The following is a 24,126-nucleotide window of genomic DNA, read 5'->3' on the forward strand; positions in this document are numbered from 1 at the left end:
GTACGAGCTGACACCGCTCGGGCGGAGCCTCCTCGGCCCGCTCGACGTGGCCTGCGCCTGGGCCGAGGCGCACTGGGAGCAACTGCTCGACGCCCGCGAGTCGGCCAGCCCTTAGGGCCTGTCTGATGAATCCCGCCTGGGTCGTGACGCCTGGCACGCACGCTCGCTGCGTTGTCGGGATCGTCCATGTACGCCCAGTACGAGGACGACCCTCCGCCTTGCGATCGCACGCACCAGACGCCGCGACCCCCGCCCTCCGGGCGGACGGCGCTACTCATCAGACAGGCCCCAGGCGGGAGCCGGCCCCGTCTCGCCGCAGGGACGGCACCTGTCAGGTTTCTTTGACAGGTGTTCTCGGCATGTGTCAATCTTTTCTTACACATGAAAGAGGTCGTCATGCGTGATCTCTCGGACCTCACCGGCGATGAACTGCTGAAGGTCATGTCCGCGCTGGGGAACCCCCACCGGCTGCGGATCATCGCGGCGCTGGCCGAGGGACGGAACTACGTCAGCCGGCTCGCCCGGGAGATCGGGATGAGCCGTCCTCTCCTGCACATGCACCTCCAGCGGCTGGAAGGGGCGGGACTGGTGACCGGGTCGTTGGAACTGTCAGAAAGCGGCAAGGCGATGAAGTACTTCGAGGTCGCACCGTTCACCCTGCGCATCACCCCGGAGGTCGTGGCCGAGGCGGCGCGGACCCTCAGTGACGCCGAAGAGACCAAAAGCGGGGGCGTGAAGTGAACGAACACATGGTGATGCTGGCGGACGCGGACTCGGTCGGCGCCGCCGCGGGGGTGGCGGGCGCCACCGGGTTCTTCCTCCTGTGCATCGTGATCGTCTGGCAGGTCGCCGCCACCTGGCGGGCCAGGATGCTGGCCGGTCGCGAGGAGGAGTACCGCAAGTTGGCGGCGCGGTACGCCGAACTCCTCGAGGACAGCGTGGAGCTCCAGCGCCGCACCGCGGAGGACCTGGCGCAGACCAGGACGGCGCTCGCCTCCGTGGAGAAGATGATGCGCGAGATCGACTGACCCTCGGGGCCGGGAGCCCCTGCCCGAGAGGCCCAGTGGTCCGTCCGCCGAGCGGCAACTCCGCGGACGGACCGAGAGGCACACACGACAAGCAGCTCTGACAACCGCGCTCCGCACACCGCCGCGGCATGGCCTGACAACCGAGGGCCGCGGTGGGAGCGGCGTGCGCCCGAAACCTGTCGCACTCCCCGTACAAGGAGACCATCCCATGGTGCCGCGGATCAAACAGTTGGCAACCGCACCGGGGAACAGGAGGACCAAGTGGGTCGTCCTGCTGTTCTGGATCGTCGCTGTCGTCGCGCTCGGTCCGCTGTCCGGCAAGGTCGGTGACGTCGAGGAGAACGGCGCCAACGCCTTCCTGCCCAGGGGCGCGGAGTCGGCCGAGGTCAACGACCTGCTCGAACGGTTCCGCACCGAGGAACTGATGCCCGCTGTGGTGATCTACGCAAGGGACGGCGGCGTCACGGAACAGGACCGGGCCAGGGTCGCCGCCGACCGTGCCGACTTCGCGCGGCTCGCGGCGGAGGACATCCCACCCGCGGAGCTGTCCGAGGACGGGCAGGCGTTGCTGCTCACCGTCCCCCTGGACTCGGGCGCCGACGACACCACCGACCGGGTCGACGAGATGCGCGAGACGGTGCGGGACGCGCCCGACGGCCTCGCCGTCCACGTCACCGGCCCCGCCGGCTCCCTGACGGACGCCGTGGCCGTCTTCGACGACCTCGACACCACGCTGCTGATGGCCTCCGCGCTCGTGGTCACCGTCCTTCTCCTGGTCATCTACCGCAGCCCGGTGCTGTGGCTGTTCCCGCTGCTCTCCGTGGGGTTCGCCGCGGTCATCTCCCAGGCCGTCACCTACCTCGGCGGCCGGTACGCGGACCTGCCGGTGGACGGCCAGAGCGCCGGCCTGCTGATGGTCCTGGTCTTCGGGGTCGGCACCGACTACGCGCTGCTGCTGATCGCCAGGTACCGGGAGGAGCTGACCAGGCACCAGGACAAGCACGAGGCCATGTCGTTCGCACTGCTCCGCAGCGGACCGGCGATCCTCGCCTCCGCCTGCACCGTCGCCGTCGGCCTGCTGTGCCTGCTGCTGGCCGACCTCAACAGTTCCCGCAGCCTCGGCTGGGTCGGTTCCGCCGGTGTGCTCTGCGGGTTCCTCGCGATGGTCACCATCCTCCCCGCGCTGCTGGTCATCGCCGGGCGGTGGGTGTTCTGGCCCCTGGTGCCGCGCCACGGCGACACCAAGCGCGCCGAACACGGGATCTACGGCCGGGTGGGCAAGCGGGTCGCGGACCGTCCCCGCTGGGCCTGGGCGACCGCCGCCGCCATCACCGGGCTGCTCGCCCTGGGCGCCACCGGCGTCACCACGGGCCTCGCCGACGCGGACATGTACACCGGCACCCCGGACTCGGTGTCCGGCCAGCGGCTGGTCTCCGAGCACTACCCGAGCGGTGCCTCGGCCCCCGCCGACGTCATCGCCGCCGCGGACGCGGAGGGCGAGGTCACCCGCACCGCCAAGGCCACCGAGGGGGTCGCCGACGTGCTCCCCCGGAGCGAACACACCGGGGACGGGCGGCTGGTCCACCTCCAGGTGGTGCTCGAGGACGCGCCGGACAGCGCCGCGGCCGAGGACACCATCGACCGGCTGAGGGACCGGGTGCACCGGATCGACGGCGCCGACGCGGTGGTCGGCGGCCCGACGGCCAGCGACGCGGACACCGCCCGGGCGGCGTTGAGCGATGTCAAGCTGGTCATCCCGGTGGTGCTCGCCGTGGTGCTGCTGGTGCTGGTCGCCCTGTTGCGGGCCCTGGTCGCCCCCCTGGTGCTGCTGGCCACCGTGGTCGTGTCGTTCTTCGGCGCCCTTGGCGCCAGCAACCTGATCTTCGAGCACGTGCTGGGCTGGGCCGGGATCGACCACTCGTTGCCCCTGATGGGGTTCGTCTTCCTGGTCGCGCTCGGCATCGACTACAACATCTTCCTGATGACGCGCATCCGTGAGTCGGTCGTCGAACAGGGCCACGCGCGCGGCGTGCTGGCAGGTCTCACCAGCACCGGTGGGGTGATCACCAGCGCGGGTGTGGTGCTCGCCGCCACGTTCGCGATCTTCGCGACGATGCCGCTGGTGACCATGGCCGAGATCGGCATCCTGATCGGGCTCGGGGTGCTGCTCGACACCTTCGTGGTCCGCACCATCCTCGTCCCGGCGCTGACCCTGGACATCGGCCGGGCCATGTGGTGGCCGGGGGCCCTCTTCCACCGCCTGGGCCGCGACCCCGGCCGGCGTTCCGTCGGGACCGACCGGGAGGTGCGCCCGGACGTGCGTGTCTGACCCCGCGGCCCGGTGCCCGGTGCTGCGGTCGGCACCGCCACCAACGCCCCCGGCACCCGGGTGAGGGCGACCACGAGCGGCGCGCGAGTGGTCGCCCAGCGGGAGGTAGCCTCAAAGCGCTACTTTCGCCCTTCAGGCGGCGACAAACCGGACAACGACCGCGGAGCGCCCCGGCACCCGTGGCGCAGCGCGGCCGGTGCCGGCGGAGCGGCGGTGCAGGCGAACGATGTGGAGGAGCGGCATGACCCAGCGGGTCGCGGTTCTCGGTGCGGGCAAGATCGGCGAGGCGCTGCTGTCCGGCATGATCCGGGCGGGCTTCTCGCCGACGGACCTGCTGGTCACCACGCGACGTCCGGAACGGGCCGAGGAACTGCGCGCCCGCCACGGCGTCGAGGCGGTCAGCAACGCCGAGGCGGCCAAGACCGCGGACACCCTCATCCTGACCGTCAAGCCACAGGACATGGGGGCGCTGCTGGACGAACTCGCCCCGCACGTCCCGGCGCAGCGCCTGGTCATCTCTGGGGCGGCGGGCATCACCACCGCGTTCATCGAGCAGCGGTTGGCCGAGGGCACCCCGGTGGTGCGGGTGATGACCAACACCCCGGCGGTGGTGGAGGAGGCGATGAGCGTCATCTCAGCGGGCACCCACGCCACCGAGAAGCACCTGGTGCACACCGAGGAGATCTTCAACGCGGTGGGGAAGTCGCTCCGGGTCCCGGAGAGCCAGCAGGACGCCGCCACCGCGCTGTCCGGCTCGGGGCCGGCGTACTTCTACTACCTGGTGGAAGCGATGATCGACGCGGGCATCCTGCTCGGCCTGCCCAGGGCCCAGGCCCACGACCTGATCGTGCAGGCCGCCACCGGGGCCGCGGTGATGCTCCGCGACTCCGGGGAACACCCGGTGCGGCTGCGCGAGGCGGTGACCTCCCCGGCCGGCACCACCATCAACGCCATCCGCGAGCTGGAGAAGCACGGGGTCAGGGCCGCACTGATCGCCGCTCTCGAGGCGGCCCGGGACCGCAGCAGGGAGCTGGCCTCCGGCAACGGCTGAGCGGCCTGCCTGGCGCACCGCGCCGGTCGGTGACCGCCGCACGCCGCGGGCGGCGGTCACCGACCGGGAGCGGCTCAGAGCAGGTCAGGACGTTGCCACTCGTGGTCAAGGACGTGGTGGTCGAGGAAGTTCAGCACCGTCGAGTACCAGACCCGGGCGTTGTTCGGGGAGAGCACCCAGTGGTTCTCGTCGGGGAAGTAGAGGTACTTCGCCGGGACCCGGAGGCGCTGCAACTCCCGCCACAGCGCCATCGCCTCGCCCACCGGCACCCGGTAGTCCCGGGCCCCGTGGATCACCAGCATCGGGGTGTTGATCTTCTCCGCGTGCAGGTGCGGGGAGTTCTCCTGGTAGCGCTCTCCGCTCTCCCCGGGGCGGCCGAAGATCCGGGAGAAGTCCCCGGGGCAGTCGGTGTCGCCGGCGAAACCGGCCAGGTTCCACAGGCTGGCGTGCGAGACGATGGCGCGGAAGCGGTCGGTGTGGCCGGCCACCCAGTTCGCCATGTAGCCGCCGTAGGAACCGCCGAGCAGCCCGGTGCGCTCCGCGTCGATGTCCCCCCGGGCCACCGCGGCGTCCGTCAGGGCGAGCACGTCCCGGTACGGCTGCTGGCCCCACCCGCTCCAACCCCGCTGGTGGTGGTGCTGGCCGTAGCCGGTGGACAGCGCCGGGTCGGGGAGGAGCACCGCGTAGCCCCTGGCGACCGCGGGCCAGGGGTTCCAACGCCAGTGCCAGGCGTTCCAGCTCGTCTGCGGGCCGCCGTGGACGAAGACCAGCAGCGGCGCGGGCCGGTCGGCGCGTGCCCGGTCGGGCAGGGCCAGCCAGCCGCGCAGCGCCACCCCGTCGTCCGCGGTGGTGTGCACCTCGGTGAGGGAACCGGGCAGGGCCACGGGACCGCCGGGGGCACGGAGCGGCACCGGCTCCTGGTCCACCCCGTCCGCGTCCAGGCGGACCGGCCGGGGTGGTGAGTCCACCGTGGAATGCAGCGCGTACACCGTTCCGCCGTCCGGGGAGACCACCACGTCGGTGTAGCAGCCGGACCGGGTGAGCCGGGTCCTGCTGCCGTCGGGGCGGAGCCGGAACACCGGGCGGTGGCCGTGGTCGTCGGCGGTGAAGAAGACGTCCCCGGTGGCTGCCGGCACCGGGGCGACCGGCCACAGGTCCAGGTCGGGGGTGAGGTCCCACCCGGCTCCGCCCTCCGGCCCGGCGGGGTCCAGGTCCAGGCGCCACAGGGTGACGTCCCCGGGCGCCTCCCGGGTGTTCCGGACGCCGCGCACGCACACCACCGAGCGACCGTCCCGGGTGAACACCGGCTCGGAGAAGGTGTGCTCGGGGGAGCCGAGCTGGGCCACCCGCTGGCCGGTGGTCGCGTCGGCGACCACCAGCGCGGCGCTCAGGTCGTGCGGCGGCCCCGACTCCAGCGAGACGTAGGCGACCAGTGACCCGTCGGGGGAGAGCGCGAGCCCGGTGGCTATCGGCCCCCGCTCGCCGACGTCCACCGTCCGCCCGTGGCCGGCGCCGTCCGCGGGCCCGGTCACGAACACGTGGGGCACCCCGGGGCCGAGGTCGGCGTCCCAGAACCGCACGGGACCCGACTCGTGCAGGATCGCGGAGACCCCGGCCGAGCGGCGGTCGGCACGGCGCTTGGCGTCGTCCTCCGCGTCCTGCGCGCCGGGCAGCAACGAGGCGGCGAAGGCGAGGTGGCCGCTTCCCCCGGCCACCGCGTAGTCGTCGATGCCGCCGGCCCTGGCCACCAGCCGGGTGGCCTCGCCGCGCAGTGGCAGCCGCCACAGGGCGCGTCGGCCCTCGCCGGCCCCGTCGGCCTCGGCCTCCTGGCCGGGGGCCTTCCGGTCGGTCAGGAACAGCAGCGAACCGTCCGGCAGGAAGGCGGGAGCCGATGCGCCCCGATCAGAGTTGGTCAGCCGCACCGCGTCGGCCCGGCCGGTCGGGTCCACTTCCCACAGCACGGGGACGTGCCGGGTTCCGTCGGGGGACAACTCGGTGGCGCTGGTGACCAGTCGGGTGCCGTCCGGAGAGAGCGCGAGACCGGTCAGGCGCGGGAGGGCCACGAACGCGGACAGGTCGTGAAACACGGTCGCATCAGCCATGGTCATCATGGTGCCCCCCGGTCTTGTCCCCGGGTGGAGCGTTTACGGTTCCATGGCGTGCGCCGGCGTACCACCCTAAAGTGGCCCGATGCGCTACGACCTGGTCATCTTCGACAACGACGGCGTCCTCGTGGACAGCGAGCCGATCGCGAACCAGATCCTCGCCGGGTACCTCACCGAACTCGGACACCCCACCACGTACCAGGACTCGGTGCGGGACTTCATGGGTGCCGCCGTGCACCGCGTGCACGACCTGATCAGGGAGCGCACGGGCCGGGAGCTGCCGGCGGAGTTCGACGTCGAGTTGCAGGCCCGCACCCTGGAGGCGTTCCGCCGCGAGTTGCGCCCGGTGGCGGGGATGCCGCGGGTCCTGGACGAACTCGACGCGGAGGGGGTTCCGTACTGCCTGGCCTCGTCGGCCACCCACGAACGCATCCGGGCGGCCCTGCGCACGGTGGGCCTCGACGACCGCTTCGGGGCGCTCGGCCCACTGCCGGTGGCCCCCGCCATGGCCGGGGCGGGCGCCGCGCCCGGTCCGGACGCCCCGTGCCGGGTCTTCTCCGCCCAGGACGTCGGCCGGGGCAAGCCCGCCCCCGACCTCTTCCTGCACGCCGCGGGGACGATGGGGGTGCCGCCGGAGCGGTGCGTGGTCGTCGAGGACAGCCCGCTCGGGGTGCGGGCCGCGGTGGCCGCGGGGATGGACGTGTTCGGCTTCACGGTGATGACCCCGCCGGACCGGCTCTCCGGGGCCACCGCGCTCTTCGACGACCCCCAGCGCCTGGTGGAACTGCTGTTGGGCCCGGGACCGATACCGTTGGCACCTTGACTTCCTCCCCCGCCCCGAGGCGGGGGGCCAGCGGTCACCCGCTGGGTTTCCTGCTCCGCCGACGACTGCCCCGTTCGGGAGGACTCCCGTTGAGGTCCCACGCCATCTCCCCAGGCGGACGCCGCCAGCCCGCCGGCCGCCAGGACGTCACGTGCCGCGTCCACGTCCCGGCCACGGGCGGAACCGCACCCGCACAACCACTCCCGGACGGTCCGCGGGAGTTCCCCGCGGACCGCGCCGGGGGCCCCGCACGGCCGGCCGGGGCACCCACGGAGGGGGTCCGATGAGCTGCGGGGCGAAGCTGATGTGGGACGAGGCCGTCACCGGGTACGACTTCGGCCCCGGACACCCGATGGACCCGGTGCGCCTGACGCTGACCATGCGGTTGGTGGAGGCGTTCGGCCTGGACGCGAAGGTGACCGTGGAGGCGGCCCCCGCGGCGTCGGACGGCGTCCTCGAGCTGGTCCACGACCGCGCCTACCTCCAGGCGGTGCGGTCCGCGTCGGCCGAGCCGGCCGACGCCGACCCTCGGCGCGGGCTCGGCACCGTGGACGACCCGGCCTTCCCCGACATGCACCAGGTCTCCGCGCTGATCGCCGGTCAGTCGGTGGCCGCGGCCCGGTCCGTGTGGCGGGGCACCCACGTCCACGCGGTCAACTTCGCCGGCGGGCTGCACCACGCCATGCCCGACCGGGCATCGGGCTTCTGCGTCTACAACGACGCGGCGCTGGCCGTGGCCGCGCTGCTGGAGGCGGGCGCGGAACGGGTCGCCTACGTGGACGTGGACGTACACCACGGCGACGGCGTCCAGCACCGGTTCTGGAACGACCCCCGGGTGCTGACGGTCTCCCTGCACGAGGACCCGTTCACCCTGTTCCCGCAGACCGGCTGGCCGGAGGAGACCGGGGGACCGGACGCGCAGGGCAGCGCGGTCAACGTGGCGCTGCCCGCTGGCACCACCGACGACGGCTGGCTGCGGGCGTTCCACGCCGTGGTGCCGGAGCTGCTGGCCGAGTTCCGGCCCCAGGTGCTGGTCACCCAGCACGGCGCGGACACCCATGTCGAGGACCCGTTGGCCCACCTGGCGGTGAGCCTGGACGCGCAGCGGGCGGTCGCCGCCTCCTGCCACGACCTGGCGCACCGGTACGCGGACGGGCGTTGGGTGGCCCTGGGCGGCGGCGGGTACGCGGTGGTGGACGTGGTGCCGAGGACCTGGACCCACCTGGTGGCCATCGCTGCGGGAACCCCCATCGACCCGTCCACCGAGACGCCGGAGGCCTGGCGGCAGGAGGTGTACCGGCGGACCCGGCGGCCGGCGCCGCTCCGGATGACCGACGGCCGCACCCCCCACGTCCGCTCCTTCGAGGACGGCGGCTACGACCCCGCGGACCGGCTGGACCAGGCGGTGCTGGCCACCCGCAGGGCGGTGTTCCCGCTGCACGGTCTGCTGCCCTGACGTTCGGCCCCGTCGCCCGGCGGTGCCGTCGCGCGTCGGGTGACGGGACGTCGGGTGACGGTTCCACCGAAAGGGGCAATTTTCCCTGTTGCGCGGTGAACTCGAGGGCGTACCAGCACAATCGGCAGGGTGCTGAGCCGGAACGAACTGCGCCAGCATCTGCTGGCCACCGGGATCGCGGGGCGGGTGGCCACCCCGCGCCAGCGGAACCTGCACAGCTACCGCCTCTTCGCGGCCGGCGACCCCAGGGTGCGGCTCGGCCTCGACCCGTTGCGGCCCTGGACGGAGCCCGCGCTGCTGCGGCTGATGGCGGCCCGTTGCGGGGTCTCGCCCGACCCGGGCCACACCGCCGGGCAGGACACCATCGACCCGGACCGCACCCTGGCCGCGCTGGACGCGCTCGCCGAACGCCTGGCAGCCGCCGCCGCGGAACGCGTCCCGGTGCTGTTCGGCACCGGCCACCCCCACCGGCTCCTCGGCTGGTACGCCGCCCTGGCCGCGGCTCTGTCCGCCGCCGGCTGCCCGGTGCTCACCCCCGCCCGTGGGCGAACTGTCGACATGGCGACACGATTCGGCGTACGGCCCCATGTGCTCGACTACGTACGCGCGGTCGCCCTGGTCCGCCCTTCGGGTGCGCGTCGCGGACGGCCCATGCCCCCCGCGCACTCGCACTCCCCGCTCCCGGTGCGCACCGCCCTGTGTGCCGCCGCGGAGACCGGCGGACCGCTGCCGCGCCTGGTGATCGGCGACCACGGTTGGGCCTGCGGTGCAGGTCAACTGGGCATTGAAGCCGTGGGGTTGGCGGACACCGACGACCCCGCGCTGTTCGTCGCCGAGGCGGAAGGGAGAGTCCTGGTCACGGTCCCGCTTGATGACGCCGTGCGGTCCGACTACTACCTTCCGCTTACTCGTTATGTACTGAAACAGGCGTGTCTGTCACAGTAGACGGTCGAACGTGGCTCCTCTTCCCCACTAGTACCACCCGCATCTACTCTGGGAGGAAGCGCACGTGCGTGCAGGAGTCACCGGAGGGGAAGCCGGTGCCCGTCACGTGCGGAAGGTTCGGTGTCTCATGGCTTCTGGCGAGAGGCCTCTCAACGAGGTCGTGTTCCTGACCGTGGCCGAGGTGGCCGCGGTGATGAGAGTGTCCAAGATGACCGTGTACCGGCTGGTGCACAGCGGTCATCTGCCGGCGATCCGGGTGGGTCGGTCCTTCCGGGTCCCAGAGCAGGCCGTCCACACCTATCTCCGTGACTCATACGTGGGGGCGGACACGGCGTAGTGGTGACCGCGACCACCCTCGGATTACAGCGGACGCATTCGGGCGGGTACGCTAAGCCGACGTAGGTCGTGTGGGCGCAGGAGCCCCGCACCGAGTGATCCGGCACCACAGCCCAGTGGTACCGGTATGTCCCCCCGCGGACGCGGGGGTGATCCACAGTGAGCGAGGGTAGTCGTGGGCTCTGTCATCAAGAAGCGCCGCAAGCGCATGGCCAAGAAGAAGCACCGCAAGCTGCTCAAGCGCACGCGCGTGCAGCGTCGCAACAAGAAGTAACTGCGGCGACACGCGACGCCCCACCGGTACCGGCTCGGGGCGCTCGCGGTGCGGCACCTTTCAAGGCCACCTGCCCGTCGCCCCGGCCCACCGCTCTCGGTGGGCCGGGGCGACGGGCAGCGGTGTGCTGCGCGCGCCCGACCGTGGCGCCCGCGGCACGGCCCGTCCGTGGCGCCCGCGCCCGTCACCGAACCTGCCGCGACCCGCGCGGTCCCCCCCAGGTCGCCGGTGTCCGCCTGCGCTACCCGGACGGCTGTTTACCCGGACAGTTGACGGGGCGTTGACCCCGTCCCGCCCAGGAACACCGCAGAATGGACCCGGTGCCGGTCCGGAGCCGGCGCCGGTGAGGAAAGGGGCGCGGTGTGGGCAGGGTCGTACTCGTCACCGGAGTCGCACGCCACCTCGGTGGTCGCTTCGTCCGCCGGATTCAGCGCGAGCCCACCGTGTCCCGGGTCATCGGGGTGGACGCGATCCTCCCCGAACACCCCCTCGGGCGTGCCGAGTTCGTCCACGTGGACATCCGCCACCCAGTGATCGGCAAGGTGCTCGCGGAGAACGCGGTGGACACCGTGGTGCACATGGACGTCAGCGGCACCCCGTTGGGGTCGGGCGGCCGGGCGGCGGTCAAGGAGACCAACGTCATCGGCACCATGCAGCTCCTCGGCGCCTGCCAGAAGGCGCCCACCGTCCGCCGCCTGGTGGTGAAGTCCACCACGAGCGTCTACGGCTCCGCCGCCCGCGACCCCGCGGTGTTCGGCGAGACCATGCTGCCCAAGGCGTTGCCCAGCGGGGGCTTCGCCAAGGACGCCTGTGAGGTCGAGGGCTACGTCAGGGGCTTCGCCCGGCGGCGTCCCGACGTCGCCGTGGCCGTGCTGCGGTTCGCCAACATCCTGGGGACCGCCGGCGGCACCCCGCTGGCCGACTACTTCTCCCTGCCGGTGCTGCCCTCCGTCCTCGGCTACGACCCCAGGCTCCAGTTCGTGCACGAGGACGACGCCATCGACGTGCTGCGGCTGTGTTCCCTGGAGCCGCGGCGCGGCACCCTCAACTCCGGCACCTTCAACATCGCCGGCGCCGGCGTGCTGTTGCTCTCCCAGTGCGCGCGGCGCCTCGGCCGGCCGACGGTGCCGATCCTGCCGCCGGCGATCACCTGGCTCGGCCAGCTCATGCGCGCCACCCAGGTGACCGACTTCTCCAAGGAGCAGATCCGGCTGCTGACCCACGGCCGTGTCGTGGACACCACCCAGATGCGGGAGACGCTGGGGTTCGCGCCCTGCTACAGCACGGCGGAGGCGTTCGACGACTTCGTCCGCGGCCGTGGCCCCGGGCTGCTGCCCCCGCAGCGGTTGGCCGAGGCGGTGGACCGGGTGGCCGGCCTGATCCCCCAGGACCGTGCCGCCGACCACTCCGGAGCCTCCCCCAGTGGTTCCGCCCGTACCCGCGAGGAGCACACCCGTCATGGCTGACGCGAAGGTCATTCCGTTCGACGAGGACGGCCGCGGCCGGCGGGGCAGGACCCCGTCCCGCGGGGCCGCCGGGCGCGGCGGCGGTCGGCACGGGGACCGCCGCGGGGTGACGCCGTCCCGCGGCGGTGCGGCCCCGTTGGGGTCGGTGGCCCCGGACGAGGGCGCGTTGGCCGGGCTGCCGGTCGCTGACCCGTCGCCCGCCGCCGAGGCCGCAGCGGAGGCCGAGCGCGTTCCCGACTCCGCCCCCGATGCCGCCGCCGAGCCGTCCGACGCCGACCCGTCCGCGACCGAGCCGGAGCCCACCCCCGGCCCGGGCCCTGCCGACGCGCTCTCCACGGTGCTCGGCGAGGTTGCCGGGCGCCTGCTCGACGGCGGCTGGGAGCGCAGGGCGGCCCACGGGCTGGCGTTCCTGCGCCGTCGGCTGACCGGTGAGTACCAGGTCGATGAGTTCGGATACGACCGGGAGCTGACCGAGCAGGTTCTGATGTCCGTCATGCGACCGCTGTTCAACGACTACTTCCGGGTGGACGTGGTCGGCATCGAGAACATCCCCGCCACCGGTGGTGCCCTGGTGGTGGCCAACCACTCCGGGACCCTGCCGCTGGACGCGCTGATGACCCAGGTCGCCGTCCACGACCTGCACCCCGAGCGGCGGCACCTGCGGTTGCTCGCGGCCGACCTGGTCTTCATGCTGCCGGTCGTCAACGAGCTGGCCCGCAAGGCCGGGCACACCCTGGCCTGTACCGAGGACGCCCAACGGCTGTTGGAGCAGGGTGAGGTGGTCGGGGTGATGCCGGAGGGGTTCAAAGGGCTCGGCAAGCCGTTCTCCGAGCGGTACAAGCTCCAGCGGTTCGGGCGGGGCGGGTTCGTCTCCACCGCGCTGCGCACCCAGGTGCCGATCGTGCCCTGCTCCATCGTCGGCGCGGAGGAGATCTACCCCATGGTCGGCAACTCGCGGACCCTGGCCCGGCTGCTCGGCCTGCCGTACTTCCCGATCACGCCGTTCTTCCCCTGGCTGGGGCCGCTGGGCGCGGTGCCCCTGCCCACGAAGTGGACGATCCAGTTCGGCGAGCCCATCCCCACCGACGGGCACCCGCCGGAGGCCGCCGAGGACCCCATGCTGGTCTTCAACCTGACCGACCAGGTGAGGGAGACCATCCAGCACACCCTGTACCAGTTGCTGGTGAAGCGTCGTTCGGTGTTCTTCTGAACGGGCCGCCGGCCGCCGGACGCCGGGTGCCCGGGTGTGCTCCGGGGCCGCCCCGGCGGTGGGGCGGCCCCGGTGGCGGAGTGGTTACTGCTCGGTCTGGCTGCCGCCGAGATCGAGGCCGGGAAACAGGTCCGGGAGGAGCGGCGGCAGGATGCCCCCGCTGTCCGGAGACTCCTCCTGGGTCCCCTCCGAGGTGCTCTGGCTGGGCTCCGGACTGTCCCCCGTGCCGCCGGTCAGACCGTCGGGGCTGATCAGACTGCCTTCCGCGGTGGCGCCGGGGGGCGACGGGCTGGGCGAGCCGGAGGGCGACCCTTCTTCGGACCCCTCGCCGCCCGGCGAGGGGGCACCCGAGGACGGGGAGGGAGCGCCGGACGAGGTGCTACCGGGGTCGATGACCGCGCCGGGCACGGTGAGCTCGTCGTTGGTGTGCTCCCCGTCGGAGGAGGGGTCGGGCAACAGCGCCCGCAGCGGAGTCACGTCCCGCTCTATCGCGTCGAGCACCGAGGTCACGTCGTCCCTGACCTCGGCCAGCTCCTCAGGCAACTGGGGGCTCAGCTCCGACCACTCCCCGCGCTGGCTGTCCGAGAAGGCGGCCAGCTTCTCGATCGGCCGCAGTGAGCCGTCGCGCCGGTAGGCGCGGTTGAGGAGGTCGTGCCCCTGGGCTGCCTCGTCGTACATCCCGGACAGCGCCCTTCGGACGTCCTTGACCTGGGAGTCGTCGAGCTCGCCCGACTCGCCGCGCTCCATCAGCCGGCGGGCCTCCTCGAGCCGGGTGGAGGCCAGGTCCAGGTAGATCTCGCCGCGGTCGGCCTCGCTGTCGGCCATGGTGAGCCGCAGGTCCTCCATGCTGCGCTTGAGGCCGTAGAGGGTGTCCCCCGGCAGCGCGTCCGAACTCGCCACCGCGGCGCCGCCGAGCCCGCCGGCGGCGATCCCCAGGGCGAGCCCGCTGATCGCCAGCCTGCGGCCCCAGTGCGTGCGGGGGCCGGGCCGGGCGGGACGCGGCCGAAGACGGCGCCGGCTCCGGCCGAGCCCCGCGGGTGTCTCGGGCAGTAGGGCGCGACCCCCTGAGGCGTCGTCGGCGAACGCCGCCTCCATCGCGGCCACCAACTGGGCACGCTGTGCCCTTTTCACCTCGGGGGAGAGCCTGGGCTGGGGGACGGCTCGCAGGGCGTCGGCCAGGGTGAGCATCCGCTCCTGGGCCGGGTCGGGCGCGGCACGCTTGGTCCTGGGGCCGGCGGCACCCTCGGCCCCGCCCTCGGCGCCGAGCGCGGGGGACTGCCGCGGCGGGGTGGCCTCCTCGCCGAGGGCGTCAGGCCGTTGGCCCCGCGCGTCGAGGGCCTGGGCGAAGGCGTTCGCCCGCCGGTGGGTCCTTGCGTTGGCGATCACGGGCGGCACCTCCTCTCGTTGTCACACCTTCGACTCGCGGACGTTGCCGAAGGGTTGCACAGTCGCTGTTCCGCCACTCTTTCGGGTGATGCCGATGGTGCTGCGAGACGCTCCCGGGAAACACCTGCCCGGGGATCAATGCCCAGAGGAGCTAGCGGTGGCACGGTGACGGCCCCCGACGGGGGCTTGCACTGCATGGAACGAGCAGCGTGCCACTTGGGTTACGCAGGCATGATGATCTCACCGGTTTGCGGAGCTTGGGGTGACCTACGGTGCTCGGTGGGGGAACGTCGCTCGAAAGGCCGACCTACCGCGCGTCCTCGGGGAGCAGCCGGGCCAGCGTCCGCACCGCGCGGTACTGGAGGGTCTTGATCGCCCCCTCGTTCTTCCCCATCACCCGGGCCGTCTCGGCGACCGACATGCCCTGGAGGAAGCGGAGCGTGACGCACTCCTGCTGCTGGGGGTTGAGGCGGCGGACGGCCTGGAGCAGCGCGGCGTTCGACAGCGACTCCAGTACCGACTCCTCCGGGCTGCGTTCGACCTCGTTGGCGTCCAGCATCTCGCCGGTGGTCACCTCGAGTCGGAAGCGACTTGACTTGAAGTGGTCGGCGACGAGGTTGCGGGCGATGGTCACCAGCCAGGCGCCGAAGTCCCGCCCCTGCCAGGTGAAGGTGCCGATCCGGCGCAGCGCGCGCAGGAACGTCTCGCTGGTGAGGTCCTCGGCGGTGGCCCGGCCGCCGACGCGGTAGTAGATGTACCGGTACACCGTCTCCGCGTAGTGGTCGTAGAGTTCGCCGAAGGCCTCCGCCTCACCGTGCTGGGCGCGCTCGACGAGGTCCATCATGCGATGGCCGTCGCTGTCCGCCCCGGGGCGCCGGGAGGGGTGGCCGGAGCCGCGCTCCCGCGAGGGCGGGGTGCGGGTGCGGTTGGCGACGCCTACGGCCGGGTTGGCCAGGGCGTAAACGGGGCCTGTGGAGACGGGGACAGGTGCGGAGGCGAAGGCCGGCTCGGCGTACGCGGGGACCAGGGGGCGCAGGTGGTGGTACACCAGTGCGCGCAGCGTAGCCAAACCTGAGGCGTCAACCCCGACGTGTGGGTACACGGGACTCCCAGAGGCAGAACTTCCATCACGTGCAGTACGGAACCCTTCACCCATCGTAGGGACGCGTGGGTGTCGGCGTGCGTCAGAGGAGAATAACGCTTCGTGTAGGCGACACTACACCGAGTTGTTGAATTCGCCGGTTACGCTCGGTCGGATTACCTTTGATGGCGAGTTGAGAATCAATTCTCGGTCAAGTCTGAGCACTTCCTGCGCGAGTTCGTTCGGTATGGAGCAGGGCGCGGATGCGTCCGCATGCGCCGCAGCCGTGGGACGTCCGGTTGGGAAGACAGCGGACCGCCAAACCACCAACGATCAGCGCCGGCGGCGGTTCTGCACCGCCACGGCCGCCGCCGCGCCCCCGGCCACCGCTCCCACGCCGGCCGCCGCGGGGATGCCGATCCGGGCGGCCTTCCTGCCGGTGCGGTAGTCGCGCAGCCGCCAGCCGTGCTGCCGAGCGTGCCGCCGCAGCGCGGAGTCCGGGTTGATCGCGTACGGGTAACCGACCAGCGAGAGCATCGGGATGTCGTTGGCCGAGTCGCTGTACGCCGCGCACCGGGACAGGTCGAGGCCCTCCCTCAGCGCCAGCGCCCGCACCGCCTCGGCCTTGGCCGGCCCGTGCAGGGTGGTGCCGACCAGGCGGCCGGTGTACACCCCGTCCACCGACTCCGAGACGGTGCCGAGCGCCCCGGTCAGCCCCATCCTGCGGGCGATGATCGAGGCCACCTCCACGGGGGCCGCGGTGACCAGCCACACCCGCTGCCCGGCGTCGAGGTGGGCCTGGGCGAGAGCCCGGGTGCCCGGCCAGATGCGGTCCGCCATGTACTCGTCGTAGACCTCCTCGCCGATCTCCGCCAGCTCCGCCACCCGGTGGCCACGGATGATCGACAACGCGCTGTCCCGGGCGTCCCGCATGTGCCCGCTGTGCTCGCTGCCCACGAACCGGAACCAGGCGTGCTGCCAGGCGAACCGGGCCAGCTCCCGGTTGCGGAAGAACTTCCGCGCGTACAGCCCGCGCCCGATCTGGAAGAGCGCGGCGCCCTGCATCACGGTGTTGTCCAGGTCGAAGAACGCGGCGGCCCCCGGGTCCCCGACGACCGGGAACACCTCCTCCTCGGCGTGCGCGGCGGCGCTCGCAACCTCGGCGGACGCCCTGCCGGCCAGCGCGTTCCGCGTGCTTGCGGACCACCTGCGGGGACTGAACCTGCGCAGTACGGCCATGTCGCCGAGCATAACCAGTCCGCTGCCCAGCTCCGAGCCGGTGCCGTGGAGGTACGGCCCGGCCGGGCGGACCACCACGCGTTCCGGACCGCCGCCCACCGCTGCACAATCGAGTCGTGACTCCCCTGCTGCGCCGGACCAAGCGCCCCTCCGACCACACCGTGACCCTCATCGGCAAGCCCGACTGCCACCTGTGCGACCAGGCCAGAGCCGTGGTGGAACGGGTGACCGCCGAGCTCGGGGTGGACTGGGAGGAGCTGGACATCACCCGTGACGAGGAACTCCACCGCAAGTACTGGGAGCAGATCCCGGTGACCCTGATCGACGGCCGGCAGCACGACTTCTGGCGCGTGGACGAGGCCCGGCTGCGCCGGGCCCTGGGGGGCTGAGGGCGCCCCGCCCCCCAACCCCGGCCCCCAACCCCGCCCGCCGCCCCGCTCGCAGCCCCGCTCCGTCCCGAACACACCTCCGTCGACCGGTCCCCTTCCCGCCACCACGCCCTGCCGCCCCGGCCCGTCCGGTGGCTCGTCGCGATGGTGTCTTAGGAATGGGTGTTCGTTTATTATCGAGGCGTTTTGTGTCTACTGGGGGCGTTGGTGAGGAGTGTGAGCCTGTGCTCTCCGGGTGGCTCGGGGCGTCCGCAACCGCTGGAGCGTCCTCTGGGCTCCGGGACGCCAGCCCCTGCGGGTACGCGGTGGTGGACCTGGAGGCGACCGGTTCCAGCCCCAGGAGGCATCGGATCGTCGAGGTCGGCGTGGTGCTGCTGGACCGGGACCTCCGGTCGCAGGGCGAGTTCAGCACGCTGGTCGATCCCCTCGGCCCGGTCGGCCCCACCCACATCCACGGCATAGGCGCCGGGGACGTGGTCGGCGCACCCCGGTTCGCGGAGATCTCCTGGCACCTGCTCGGGCTGCTGCGCGGCCGGGTCCTGGTCGGGCACCACGTCGCCTGCGACCGGGGTTTCCTCGCCGCCGAGTTCTCCCGTCTCGGCGTGGACCTGCCCCCGGTGCCCACCCTGTGCACGATGCGGCTCGCCGCCGACCACCTCCCCGGGCTGGCCAGCCCCTCGTTGCGCGCCTGCTGCGCCGCCGCGGGGCTGCCCCGGTTCGCCCCGCACACCGCGCTCGGCGACGCCCGGGCCACCGCGGGGCTGCTGCGCCGCTACGCCGCGCTCGCCACCGGCTGCTCCGGTCGGACGCGTCCGGCGGCGTGGAACCAGGCACTCTCGGAGGCCGCTGGGCTGCGGTGGCCCGGCCGGGGCGCCCCCGGGGTGCCCCGGGGACCGGGCGGGGCCGGTTCCGCAAGGAACGCGCGGGGCCCGGTGATGGTGCCCACGGCCCGAAAAGGCGATGCGTGATGCCCGTCACTTCCCTCGGACAAAGTGGACACCATCTTTGTGCACGCGTTCACAAAGGCATAGCCTTCCCTGTACAGGACGGCTTCGGGGACACCGGCCGCCCGCAGCCCAGCTCTACCCGCAGGAGCATCGTGGCAACTGGCCGTACACACCGACCGGCGACCCGGAGCCGAGGAATCCCGGAGGCGACGGTTGCCCGCCTACCGCTGTACCTCCGCGCGCTCACCGCGCTGTCCGAACGTTCCGTCCCGACCGTGTCGTCGGAAGAGCTCGCCGCGGCGGCCGGGGTCAACTCGGCCAAGCTGCGCAAGGACTTCTCCTACCTCGGCTCGTACGGCACCAGGGGTGTCGGGTACGACGTCGAGTACCTCGTCTACCAGATCTCCAGGGAACTGGGGTTGACCCAGGACTGGCCGGTCGTCATCGTCGGCATCGGCAACCTGGGTCACGCCCTCGCCAACTACGGGGGCTTCGCCTCGCGCGGTTTCCGGGTCGCCGGCCTGATCGACGCCGACCCGGCGCTCACCGGGAAGACCACCGCCGGTCTGCTGGTCAGGCACACCGACGAGCTGGAGGCGATCATCCAGGAGAACCAGGTGTCCATCGGCGTGATCGCCACCCCGGCCGGCGCGGCCCAGGAGGTGTGCGACCGGCTGGTGGCCGCGGGGGTCACCAGCATCCTGAACTTCGCCCCCACCGTGCTCTCCGTGCCCGATGGCGTGGACGTGCGCAAGGTGGACCTGTCCATAGAGCTCCAGATCCTCGCCTTCCACGAGCAGCGCAAGTCCGGGGAGGACGCGTTGGCCGCCGCGAACGAGCGTGCCGCGGCCAACGCCGACGAACGGACCCCCGGTGAGGCCGGGGCCGCCGGCGAGGGGGGCGGGGGCACCGATCGGTCCGCGGCCGGCGACGAGGCTACGAACGAGCGGTCGGGGGCGCTCGCGCGTCCCGCCAAGGCCGCCAAGGCAGCGGTGAAGGCCGCCGTGGCCAAGAAGACCGGGAAGTCCTCGGGGCCTGACGGGGACGTCCCCGCCGTGATGCCGGCATGAGCGTGCTCGTGGTCGGCCTCAGCCACCGGTCCGCGCCGGTGAGCGTGCTCGAACGTACCGCCCTGACCGGCGACGACGCCCGGAGCAAGCTGCTCCAGGACGCCGTGGTCGCCGAGCCGGTGGCCGAGGCCGTGCTCCTGTCCACCTGCAACCGGACCGAGCTCTACGCCGACGTGGACCGGTTCCACGCCGGGGTGGCGGAGCTGTCCACGTTGCTGTCCCAGCACACCGGGGTCTCCCTGGACGAGCTGACGCCGCACCTGTACGTGCACTACGAGGACCGTGCGGTGCACCACCTGTTCTCGGTGGCCTGCGGCCTGGACTCCATGGTCGTCGGCGAGGGACAGATCCTCGGCCAGATCAAGGACGCACTGGGGCTGGCCCAGGAGCTGCACAGCGCGGGACGGGCCCTGAACGAGCTGTTCCAGCGGGGTCTGCGGGTGGGCAAGCGGGCACACAGCGAGACCGGCATCGACCGGGCCGGGCAGTCCCTGGTGACGTTCGGCCTGGCCCAGCTCTCCGGCGTGGTCGGTGACCTGGCCGGCAGGCGGGCCCTGGTGGTCGGTGCCGGGTCGATGAGCTCCCTGGCCGCGGCCACCCTGGCCCGCGCCGGCGTGGCCGAACTGGTGATCGCCAACCGCACCGAGGAGCGAGCCGCCCGGCTGACCGAGACGCTGCGCAGGAACGGGGCCCCCGGAGGCCGTGCGGTGCCGTTCGGGCACGTCCCGGCCGAGCTGGCACGGGCCGACGTGGTGGTGTCCTGCACCGGTGCCGCCGGCCTCGTGCTGACCCGGGAGACCGTGGCCGACGCGGTGACGGAGCGTGGTGCCGGTGGGCCGCTCGCCCTGCTCGACCTCGCCATGCCGAGGGACATCGCCCCCGAGGTCCGCGAACTGCCCGGGGTCCACCTGGTGGATCTCGAACTGCTCTCCGAGGCGGAGTCCCTCGACCCCGGTGCGGGCGACGTCGACCAGGTACGCAGGATCGTCTCCGCTGAGGTCGCGGCGTTCAGCGCGGACCAGCGCGCGGAGCGGATCACCCCGACGGTGATCGCGTTGCGCACCATGGCCGCCGACGTGGTCAGCACCGAGCTGGCCAGGCTCGCCGGCCGGCTGCCCGACCTCGACGACCACGCGAGGGCCGAGGTCGCCCAGACGGTCCGCCGGGTGGTGGACAAACTCCTGCACGCGCCGACGGTCCGGGTCAAGCAGCTCGCAGGAGAGCCCGGCGGCGCGGGATACGCCGACGCGCTGAGGGAACTCTTCGACCTGGACCCGCAGACGGTGACCGCCGTCAGCCGGGCCGACACCGGCGCCCCGAATCGAGAACTGACATGAGCAGGACCGACCCGCGCATCCCCCGCGGGCCCAACGCCACCGGGCCCACCCCGCTGCGGTTGGGCACCCGGCGCAGTCCGCTGGCGATGGCCCAGTCCCGCCAGGTGGCCGAGGCCGTCTCGGCGGCCACGGGCCGCAGGGTGGAACTGGTGGAGATCACCACCTACGGCGACACCTCGCGGGCGCCGATGTCGCAGATCGGCGGCACCGGGGTCTTCGTCTCCGCACTCCGCGACGCCCTGCTCCAGCGACGGATCGACATCGCCGTCCACTCGCTGAAGGACCTGCCCACCGGGCAGGCGTCGGGCCTCGCACTGGCCGCGGTGCCCCGGCGGGAGGACCCGCGGGACGTGCTGGTGGCCAGCGGGGGCCGCAAACTCTCCGAGCTGCCCCGGGGCGCCCGGGTCGGCACCGGGGCGCCGCGCCGGGCCGCCCAGCTCCACGCCTGGGCCCGGGCGCACGGCACCGTCCTGGAGACGGTGCCCGTCCGCGGCAACGTGGACACCCGGATCGGCCTGGTCCGCTCCGGCGATCTCGACGCGGTGGTGCTGGCCAGGGCCGGCCTGATCCGACTGGGCCGACTCGGCGAGGTCACCGAGGTGCTGGACACCGACGTCATTCTGCCCGCCCCCGGACAGGGGGCGCTGGCAGTCGAGTGCGCCGCGGACGACGCGGCCCTCATCGCCGCGCTCGCCGTGCTCGACGACCCGCACACGCGGGCCTCGGTCACTGCGGAGCGCTCCCTGCTCGCCGCCCTGGAGGCCGGCTGCTCCGCACCCGTGGGAGCACTGGCCGACACCCTGGGCCCGCCCCCGGGCGGGACGTCGGGGACGCGGACCGGCGAGCCACCTACCGAGCTGCGCCTGCGCGCCGCCGTCGGCACCCCCGACGGCAGCGTGCTGATGCAGATGTCCACCACCGGTCCTGTCCCGGCATCCGGAGGCGACCCCGCGGCACTCGGCCGTGAACTCGCCGCAAGGATGCTCGCCAGGGGAGCAGCCGGTCTGATGGGGGAGCGAGCACATTGAGCCCCACCACCGCCAAGCCTGAAACCACCGTTCGGCGTAGCCGACGGACACTCGGACACGTCACCTTCCTCGGTGCCGGCCCCGGCGATCCCGGTCTGCTGACCCTGCGCGCGGTCGAGGCACTCGCCGACGCCGACGTGCTGGTCGCTGACGCAACCGTCCTGGAGGCGGTGCGGCAGCACACCAGGGCAGGCGTGGACGTCGCCGATCCGGTGCCGGATGACGCCTCCCAGCTTGTCATGTCGTCAGCGGGCAGCGGCAAGCGGGTGGTCCGTGCGGTCCCGGGCGACCCCGGACTGGACGGCCGCGCCACCGAGGAGATGCTGGCCTGCGCCCGTGCCGGCGTCCCGTTCGAGGTGGTGCCCGGCGTGGCGAGCGCGGTGGGGGTGCCCGCGTACGCGGGGGTCCCGCTGCGTTCCGCCACCGGGACCGGCGTGCGGTTCCTCGACGCCGCGACGACCTCGGAGACCTGCTGGAACGAGGTCGGTTCCAGCGACGCCACCCTGGTGGTGACCACCACCCTGGAGGCGGTCGCCGCCACCGCGGCCGAGTTGGTGGCCTCCGGGCGCAAACCGGACACCCCGCTCACGGTCACCGTGGCCGGCACCACCACCCGCCAGCGCACCTGGACGGCGACCCTGTCGACCATCGCCGCGGAGCTGAAGGCCAGCAAGGCGCTGCCGGCGGCGGAGCCCGGCCAACCGGCGATAGCCGTCGTCGGCGACCAGGCCGGCCAGCGCGACCAGCTCTCCTGGTTCGAGACCAAGCCGCTGTTCGGCTGGAAGGTGCTGGTGCCCAGGACCCGGGAGCAGGCCGCTTCGCTCTCCGACCAGCTACGTTCCTACGGAGCGGTGCCGCACGAGGTGCCGACCATCGCCGTGGAGCCGCCGCGGACCCCGCAGCAGATGGAGCGCGCGGTCAAGGGCCTGGTCACGGGGCGGTACGAGTGGATCGCGTTCACCTCCGTCAACGCGGTCAAGGCGGTTCGGGAGAAGTTCGAGGAGTACGGCCTGGACGCCCGGGCGTTCGCCGGGATCAAGGTCGCCGCGGTCGGCGAGCAGACGGCGAGGTCCCTGGTGGAGTTCGGGGTCAAGCCGGACCTGGTGCCCAGCGGCGAGCAGTCCGCGGCCGGGCTGCTCGAGGACTGGCCACCGTACGATCCGGTGTTCGACCCGATCGACCGGGTGTTCCTGCCCCGGGCCGACATCGCCACCGAGACGCTGGTGGCCGGCCTGATCGAGCTGGGCTGGGAGGTGGACGACGTCACCGCCTACCGGACGGTGCGCGCCTCGCCGCCGCCCGCGGCCACCCGTGAGGCGATCAAGGGCGGCGGCTTCGACGCCGTGCTGTTCACCTCCTCGTCCACCGTGCGGAACCTGGTGGGCATCGCGGGGAAGCCGCACAACGTCACGGTGATCGCCTGTATCGGGCCGGCCACCGCCAAGACCGCCCAGGAACACGGGCTGCGGGTGGACGTGCTCTCGCCGGAGCCCTCGGTGCACGCGCTGGCCGAGGCGCTGGCCGACTTCGGCGCGGCCCGGCGGGCGGCGGCGGTGGAGGCCGGCGAACAGGTGACCCGCCCCAGCGAACGACGCCCCGGATCGCGCAGGAGGGCCCGCGGATGACCACCCACGGCACGTACCCGGGCGCCCGCCCCCGGCGCCTGCGGCAGAACCCCGCGGTGCGGCGGCTGGTCGCCGAGACCAGGCTGCACCCGTCGGAGCTCATCCTGCCGCTGTTCGTCCGGGAGGGGATCAGCGAGCCCGTGCCGATCTCCTCCATGCCCGGGGTGGTCCAACACACCAGGGACACCCTGCGCAGGGCCGCGGCCGAGGCGGTGGCCGCCGGGGTCGGCGGACTCATGCTGTTCGGCCTGCCCGAGCACAAGGACGCCCTGGGCTCCGCGGGGACGGACCCGGACGGCATCCTCCAGGTGGCCATCCGGGACGTGGTGGCCGAGGTCGGTGACGCCACGGTGGTCATGTCCGACCTGTGCCTCGACGAGCACACCGACCACGGCCACTGCGGGGTGCTCGACGCGTCCGGGAAGGTGGACAACGACGCCACCCTGGAGCGGTACGCCGAGATGGCCCGGGTGCAGGCCGACGCCGGGGTGCACGTGGTCGGGCCGAGCGGGATGATGGACGGCCAGGTCGCCGCGGTCCGCCGGGCGCTGGACCGGGCCGGCCACCAGGACGTGGCGGTCCTCGCCTACACGGCCAAGTACGCCTCGGCGTTCTACGGCCCGTTCCGGGAGGCCGTCAACTCCTCACTGTCCGGGGACCGCAGGACCTACCAGCAGGACCCGGCGAACGGCCGGGAGGCGCTGCGGGAGCTCGCCCTGGACGTCGCCGAGGGCGCCGACATGGTGATGGTCAAACCCGCGCTCGCCTACCTCGACGTGCTGCGCCAGGTGGCCGACGCCAGCGAGGTGCCGGTCGCCGCGTACCAGATCTCCGGCGAGTACGCCATGGTGGAGGCCGCGGCCCGCAACGGCTGGCTGGACCGGGAACGGGCGATCATGGAGACGCTGATCTCGATCCGCCGCGCCGGCGCGGGTTCCGTGCTCACCTACTGGGCCACCGAGGTGGCCCAGTGGCTGCGCGCGGAGCGGTGAACGGCCGCC

Annotated in this window: 22 protein-coding genes and 1 pseudogene; 18 read left to right on the plus strand and 5 right to left on the minus strand. The window is 72.9% G+C overall.

What is annotated here, in order from left to right; genetic code table 11:
* The first annotated feature begins 396 nt into the window (after positions 1–396).
* The 4 genes from A3IG_RS0110760 (at position 397) to proC (ending at position 4,408) form a co-directional block, all read left to right on the plus strand.
* The gene (locus A3IG_RS0110760; RefSeq protein ID WP_018383572.1) at positions 397–741 is read left to right on the plus strand and encodes an ArsR/SmtB family transcription factor; all 345 of its coding nucleotides are present in this window, start codon (positions 397–399) and stop codon (positions 739–741) included.
* Positions 738–1,028, plus strand: a complete 291-nt coding sequence (locus A3IG_RS0110765) for a hypothetical protein (RefSeq protein ID WP_026220128.1) — start codon at positions 738–740, stop codon at positions 1,026–1,028. The genes A3IG_RS0110760 and A3IG_RS0110765 overlap by 4 nt, the downstream gene beginning before the upstream one ends.
* Positions 1,029–1,236: 208 nt before the next feature.
* The gene (locus tag A3IG_RS0110770; protein ID WP_018383574.1) at positions 1,237–3,357 is read left to right on the plus strand and encodes an MMPL family transporter; all 2,121 of its coding nucleotides are present in this window, start codon (positions 1,237–1,239) and stop codon (positions 3,355–3,357) included.
* Between the two features lie 241 nt (positions 3,358–3,598).
* Positions 3,599–4,408 (plus strand): pyrroline-5-carboxylate reductase, encoded by an 810-nt coding sequence (gene proC, locus A3IG_RS0110775; RefSeq protein WP_018383575.1) that lies wholly within the window; start codon positions 3,599–3,601, stop codon positions 4,406–4,408.
* A gap of 74 nt (positions 4,409–4,482) precedes the next feature.
* Here the strand turns inward: proC and A3IG_RS0110780 are convergent, their stop codons facing one another.
* Positions 4,483–6,510 (minus strand): S9 family peptidase, encoded by a 2,028-nt coding sequence (locus tag A3IG_RS0110780; RefSeq protein ID WP_040911218.1) that lies wholly within the window; start codon positions 6,508–6,510, stop codon positions 4,483–4,485.
* Between the two features lie 88 nt (positions 6,511–6,598).
* Here A3IG_RS0110780 and A3IG_RS0110785 point away from each other — a divergent pair, with 88 nt between their 5' ends.
* A complete protein-coding gene (locus A3IG_RS0110785; RefSeq protein ID WP_018383577.1) occupies positions 6,599–7,336 on the plus strand; it encodes an HAD family hydrolase in 738 nt (245 codons plus the stop codon).
* Between the two features lie 20 nt (positions 7,337–7,356).
* Here the strand turns inward: A3IG_RS0110785 and A3IG_RS35135 are convergent.
* Positions 7,357–7,587 (minus strand): annotated as a pseudogene (locus A3IG_RS35135) (RNA-guided endonuclease TnpB family protein); the annotation flags it as partial.
* Positions 7,588–7,619: 32 nt separating this feature from the next.
* On the opposite strand from A3IG_RS35135, the gene A3IG_RS0110790 reads away from it, so the two are divergent.
* The 6 genes from A3IG_RS0110790 to A3IG_RS0110815 all read left to right on the plus strand — a co-directional run bounded on the left by A3IG_RS0110790 (position 7,620) and on the right by A3IG_RS0110815 (position 13,023).
* A complete protein-coding gene (locus A3IG_RS0110790; protein WP_018383578.1) occupies positions 7,620–8,792 on the plus strand; it encodes an acetoin utilization protein AcuC in 1,173 nt (390 codons plus the stop codon).
* A 129-nt stretch (positions 8,793–8,921) separates the two neighbouring features.
* A complete protein-coding gene (locus tag A3IG_RS0110795) occupies positions 8,922–9,737 on the plus strand; it encodes a phosphatase (protein WP_018383579.1) in 816 nt (271 codons plus the stop codon).
* Between the two features lie 127 nt (positions 9,738–9,864).
* Entirely contained in the window at positions 9,865–10,074 is a 210-nt protein-coding gene (locus tag A3IG_RS0110800) for a helix-turn-helix domain-containing protein (protein WP_018383580.1), read from the plus strand.
* Positions 10,075–10,248: 174 nt separating this feature from the next.
* Entirely contained in the window at positions 10,249–10,347 is a 99-nt protein-coding gene (locus A3IG_RS32480; protein ID WP_003948845.1) for a 30S ribosomal protein bS22, read from the plus strand.
* A gap of 362 nt (positions 10,348–10,709) precedes the next feature.
* Positions 10,710–11,813, plus strand: coding sequence for an NAD-dependent epimerase/dehydratase family protein (locus A3IG_RS0110810; RefSeq protein WP_018383581.1), 1,104 nt, complete (start codon positions 10,710–10,712; stop codon positions 11,811–11,813).
* Positions 11,806–13,023: a lysophospholipid acyltransferase family protein gene (locus tag A3IG_RS0110815; protein ID WP_018383582.1), complete on the plus strand. Its 1,218-nt coding sequence runs from the start codon at positions 11,806–11,808 to the stop codon at positions 13,021–13,023. Before A3IG_RS0110810 ends, A3IG_RS0110815 begins: the two co-directional genes overlap by 8 nt.
* An 84-nt stretch (positions 13,024–13,107) precedes the next feature.
* Here A3IG_RS0110815 and A3IG_RS0110820 read toward each other — a convergent pair whose 3' ends face one another.
* From A3IG_RS0110820 to A3IG_RS0110830, 3 genes are all read right to left on the minus strand, one after another.
* Complete coding sequence (locus A3IG_RS0110820) at positions 13,108–14,409, minus strand: DUF5667 domain-containing protein (protein WP_018383583.1); 1,302 nt, start codon at positions 14,407–14,409, stop codon at positions 13,108–13,110.
* 307 nt (positions 14,410–14,716) lie between these two features.
* Entirely contained in the window at positions 14,717–15,511 is a 795-nt protein-coding gene (locus A3IG_RS0110825; protein ID WP_026220130.1) for an ECF subfamily RNA polymerase sigma factor, BldN family, read from the minus strand.
* 312 nt (positions 15,512–15,823) lie between these two features.
* Entirely contained in the window at positions 15,824–16,729 is a 906-nt protein-coding gene (locus A3IG_RS0110830; protein WP_026220131.1) for an HAD family hydrolase, read from the minus strand.
* A 116-nt stretch (positions 16,730–16,845) separates the two neighbouring features.
* On the opposite strand from A3IG_RS0110830, the gene A3IG_RS0110835 reads away from it, so the two are divergent.
* The 7 genes from A3IG_RS0110835 (at position 16,846) to hemB (ending at position 24,117) form a co-directional block, all read left to right on the plus strand.
* Positions 16,846–17,118, plus strand: coding sequence for a glutaredoxin family protein (locus A3IG_RS0110835; RefSeq protein WP_018383586.1), 273 nt, complete (start codon positions 16,846–16,848; stop codon positions 17,116–17,118).
* A gap of 224 nt (positions 17,119–17,342) precedes the next feature.
* Positions 17,343–18,086, plus strand: coding sequence for a 3'-5' exonuclease (locus A3IG_RS0110840; RefSeq protein WP_018383587.1), 744 nt, complete (start codon positions 17,343–17,345; stop codon positions 18,084–18,086).
* Positions 18,087–18,217: 131 nt separating this feature from the next.
* Positions 18,218–19,135 (plus strand): redox-sensing transcriptional repressor Rex, encoded by a 918-nt coding sequence (locus A3IG_RS0110845; protein WP_026220132.1) that lies wholly within the window; start codon positions 18,218–18,220, stop codon positions 19,133–19,135.
* The gene (locus A3IG_RS0110850) at positions 19,132–20,472 is read left to right on the plus strand and encodes a glutamyl-tRNA reductase (protein ID WP_018383589.1); all 1,341 of its coding nucleotides are present in this window, start codon (positions 19,132–19,134) and stop codon (positions 20,470–20,472) included. Before A3IG_RS0110845 ends, A3IG_RS0110850 begins: the two co-directional genes overlap by 4 nt.
* Positions 20,469–21,500, plus strand: a complete 1,032-nt coding sequence (gene hemC / locus A3IG_RS0110855) for a hydroxymethylbilane synthase (protein WP_018383590.1) — start codon at positions 20,469–20,471, stop codon at positions 21,498–21,500. Before A3IG_RS0110850 ends, hemC begins: the two co-directional genes overlap by 4 nt.
* On the plus strand, positions 21,497–23,125 hold the full coding sequence (locus A3IG_RS0110860; RefSeq protein WP_018383591.1) for a bifunctional uroporphyrinogen-III C-methyltransferase/uroporphyrinogen-III synthase: 1,629 nt from the start codon (positions 21,497–21,499) through the stop codon (positions 23,123–23,125). The genes hemC and A3IG_RS0110860 overlap by 4 nt, the downstream gene beginning before the upstream one ends.
* The gene (hemB, locus tag A3IG_RS0110865) at positions 23,122–24,117 is read left to right on the plus strand and encodes a porphobilinogen synthase (protein WP_018383592.1); all 996 of its coding nucleotides are present in this window, start codon (positions 23,122–23,124) and stop codon (positions 24,115–24,117) included. Before A3IG_RS0110860 ends, hemB begins: the two co-directional genes overlap by 4 nt.
* Positions 24,118–24,126: the final 9 nt, after the last annotated feature.

Source organism: Wenjunlia vitaminophila DSM 41686 (genome assembly GCF_000380165.1).
Taxonomy (GTDB): domain Bacteria; phylum Actinomycetota; class Actinomycetes; order Streptomycetales; family Streptomycetaceae; genus Wenjunlia; species Wenjunlia vitaminophila.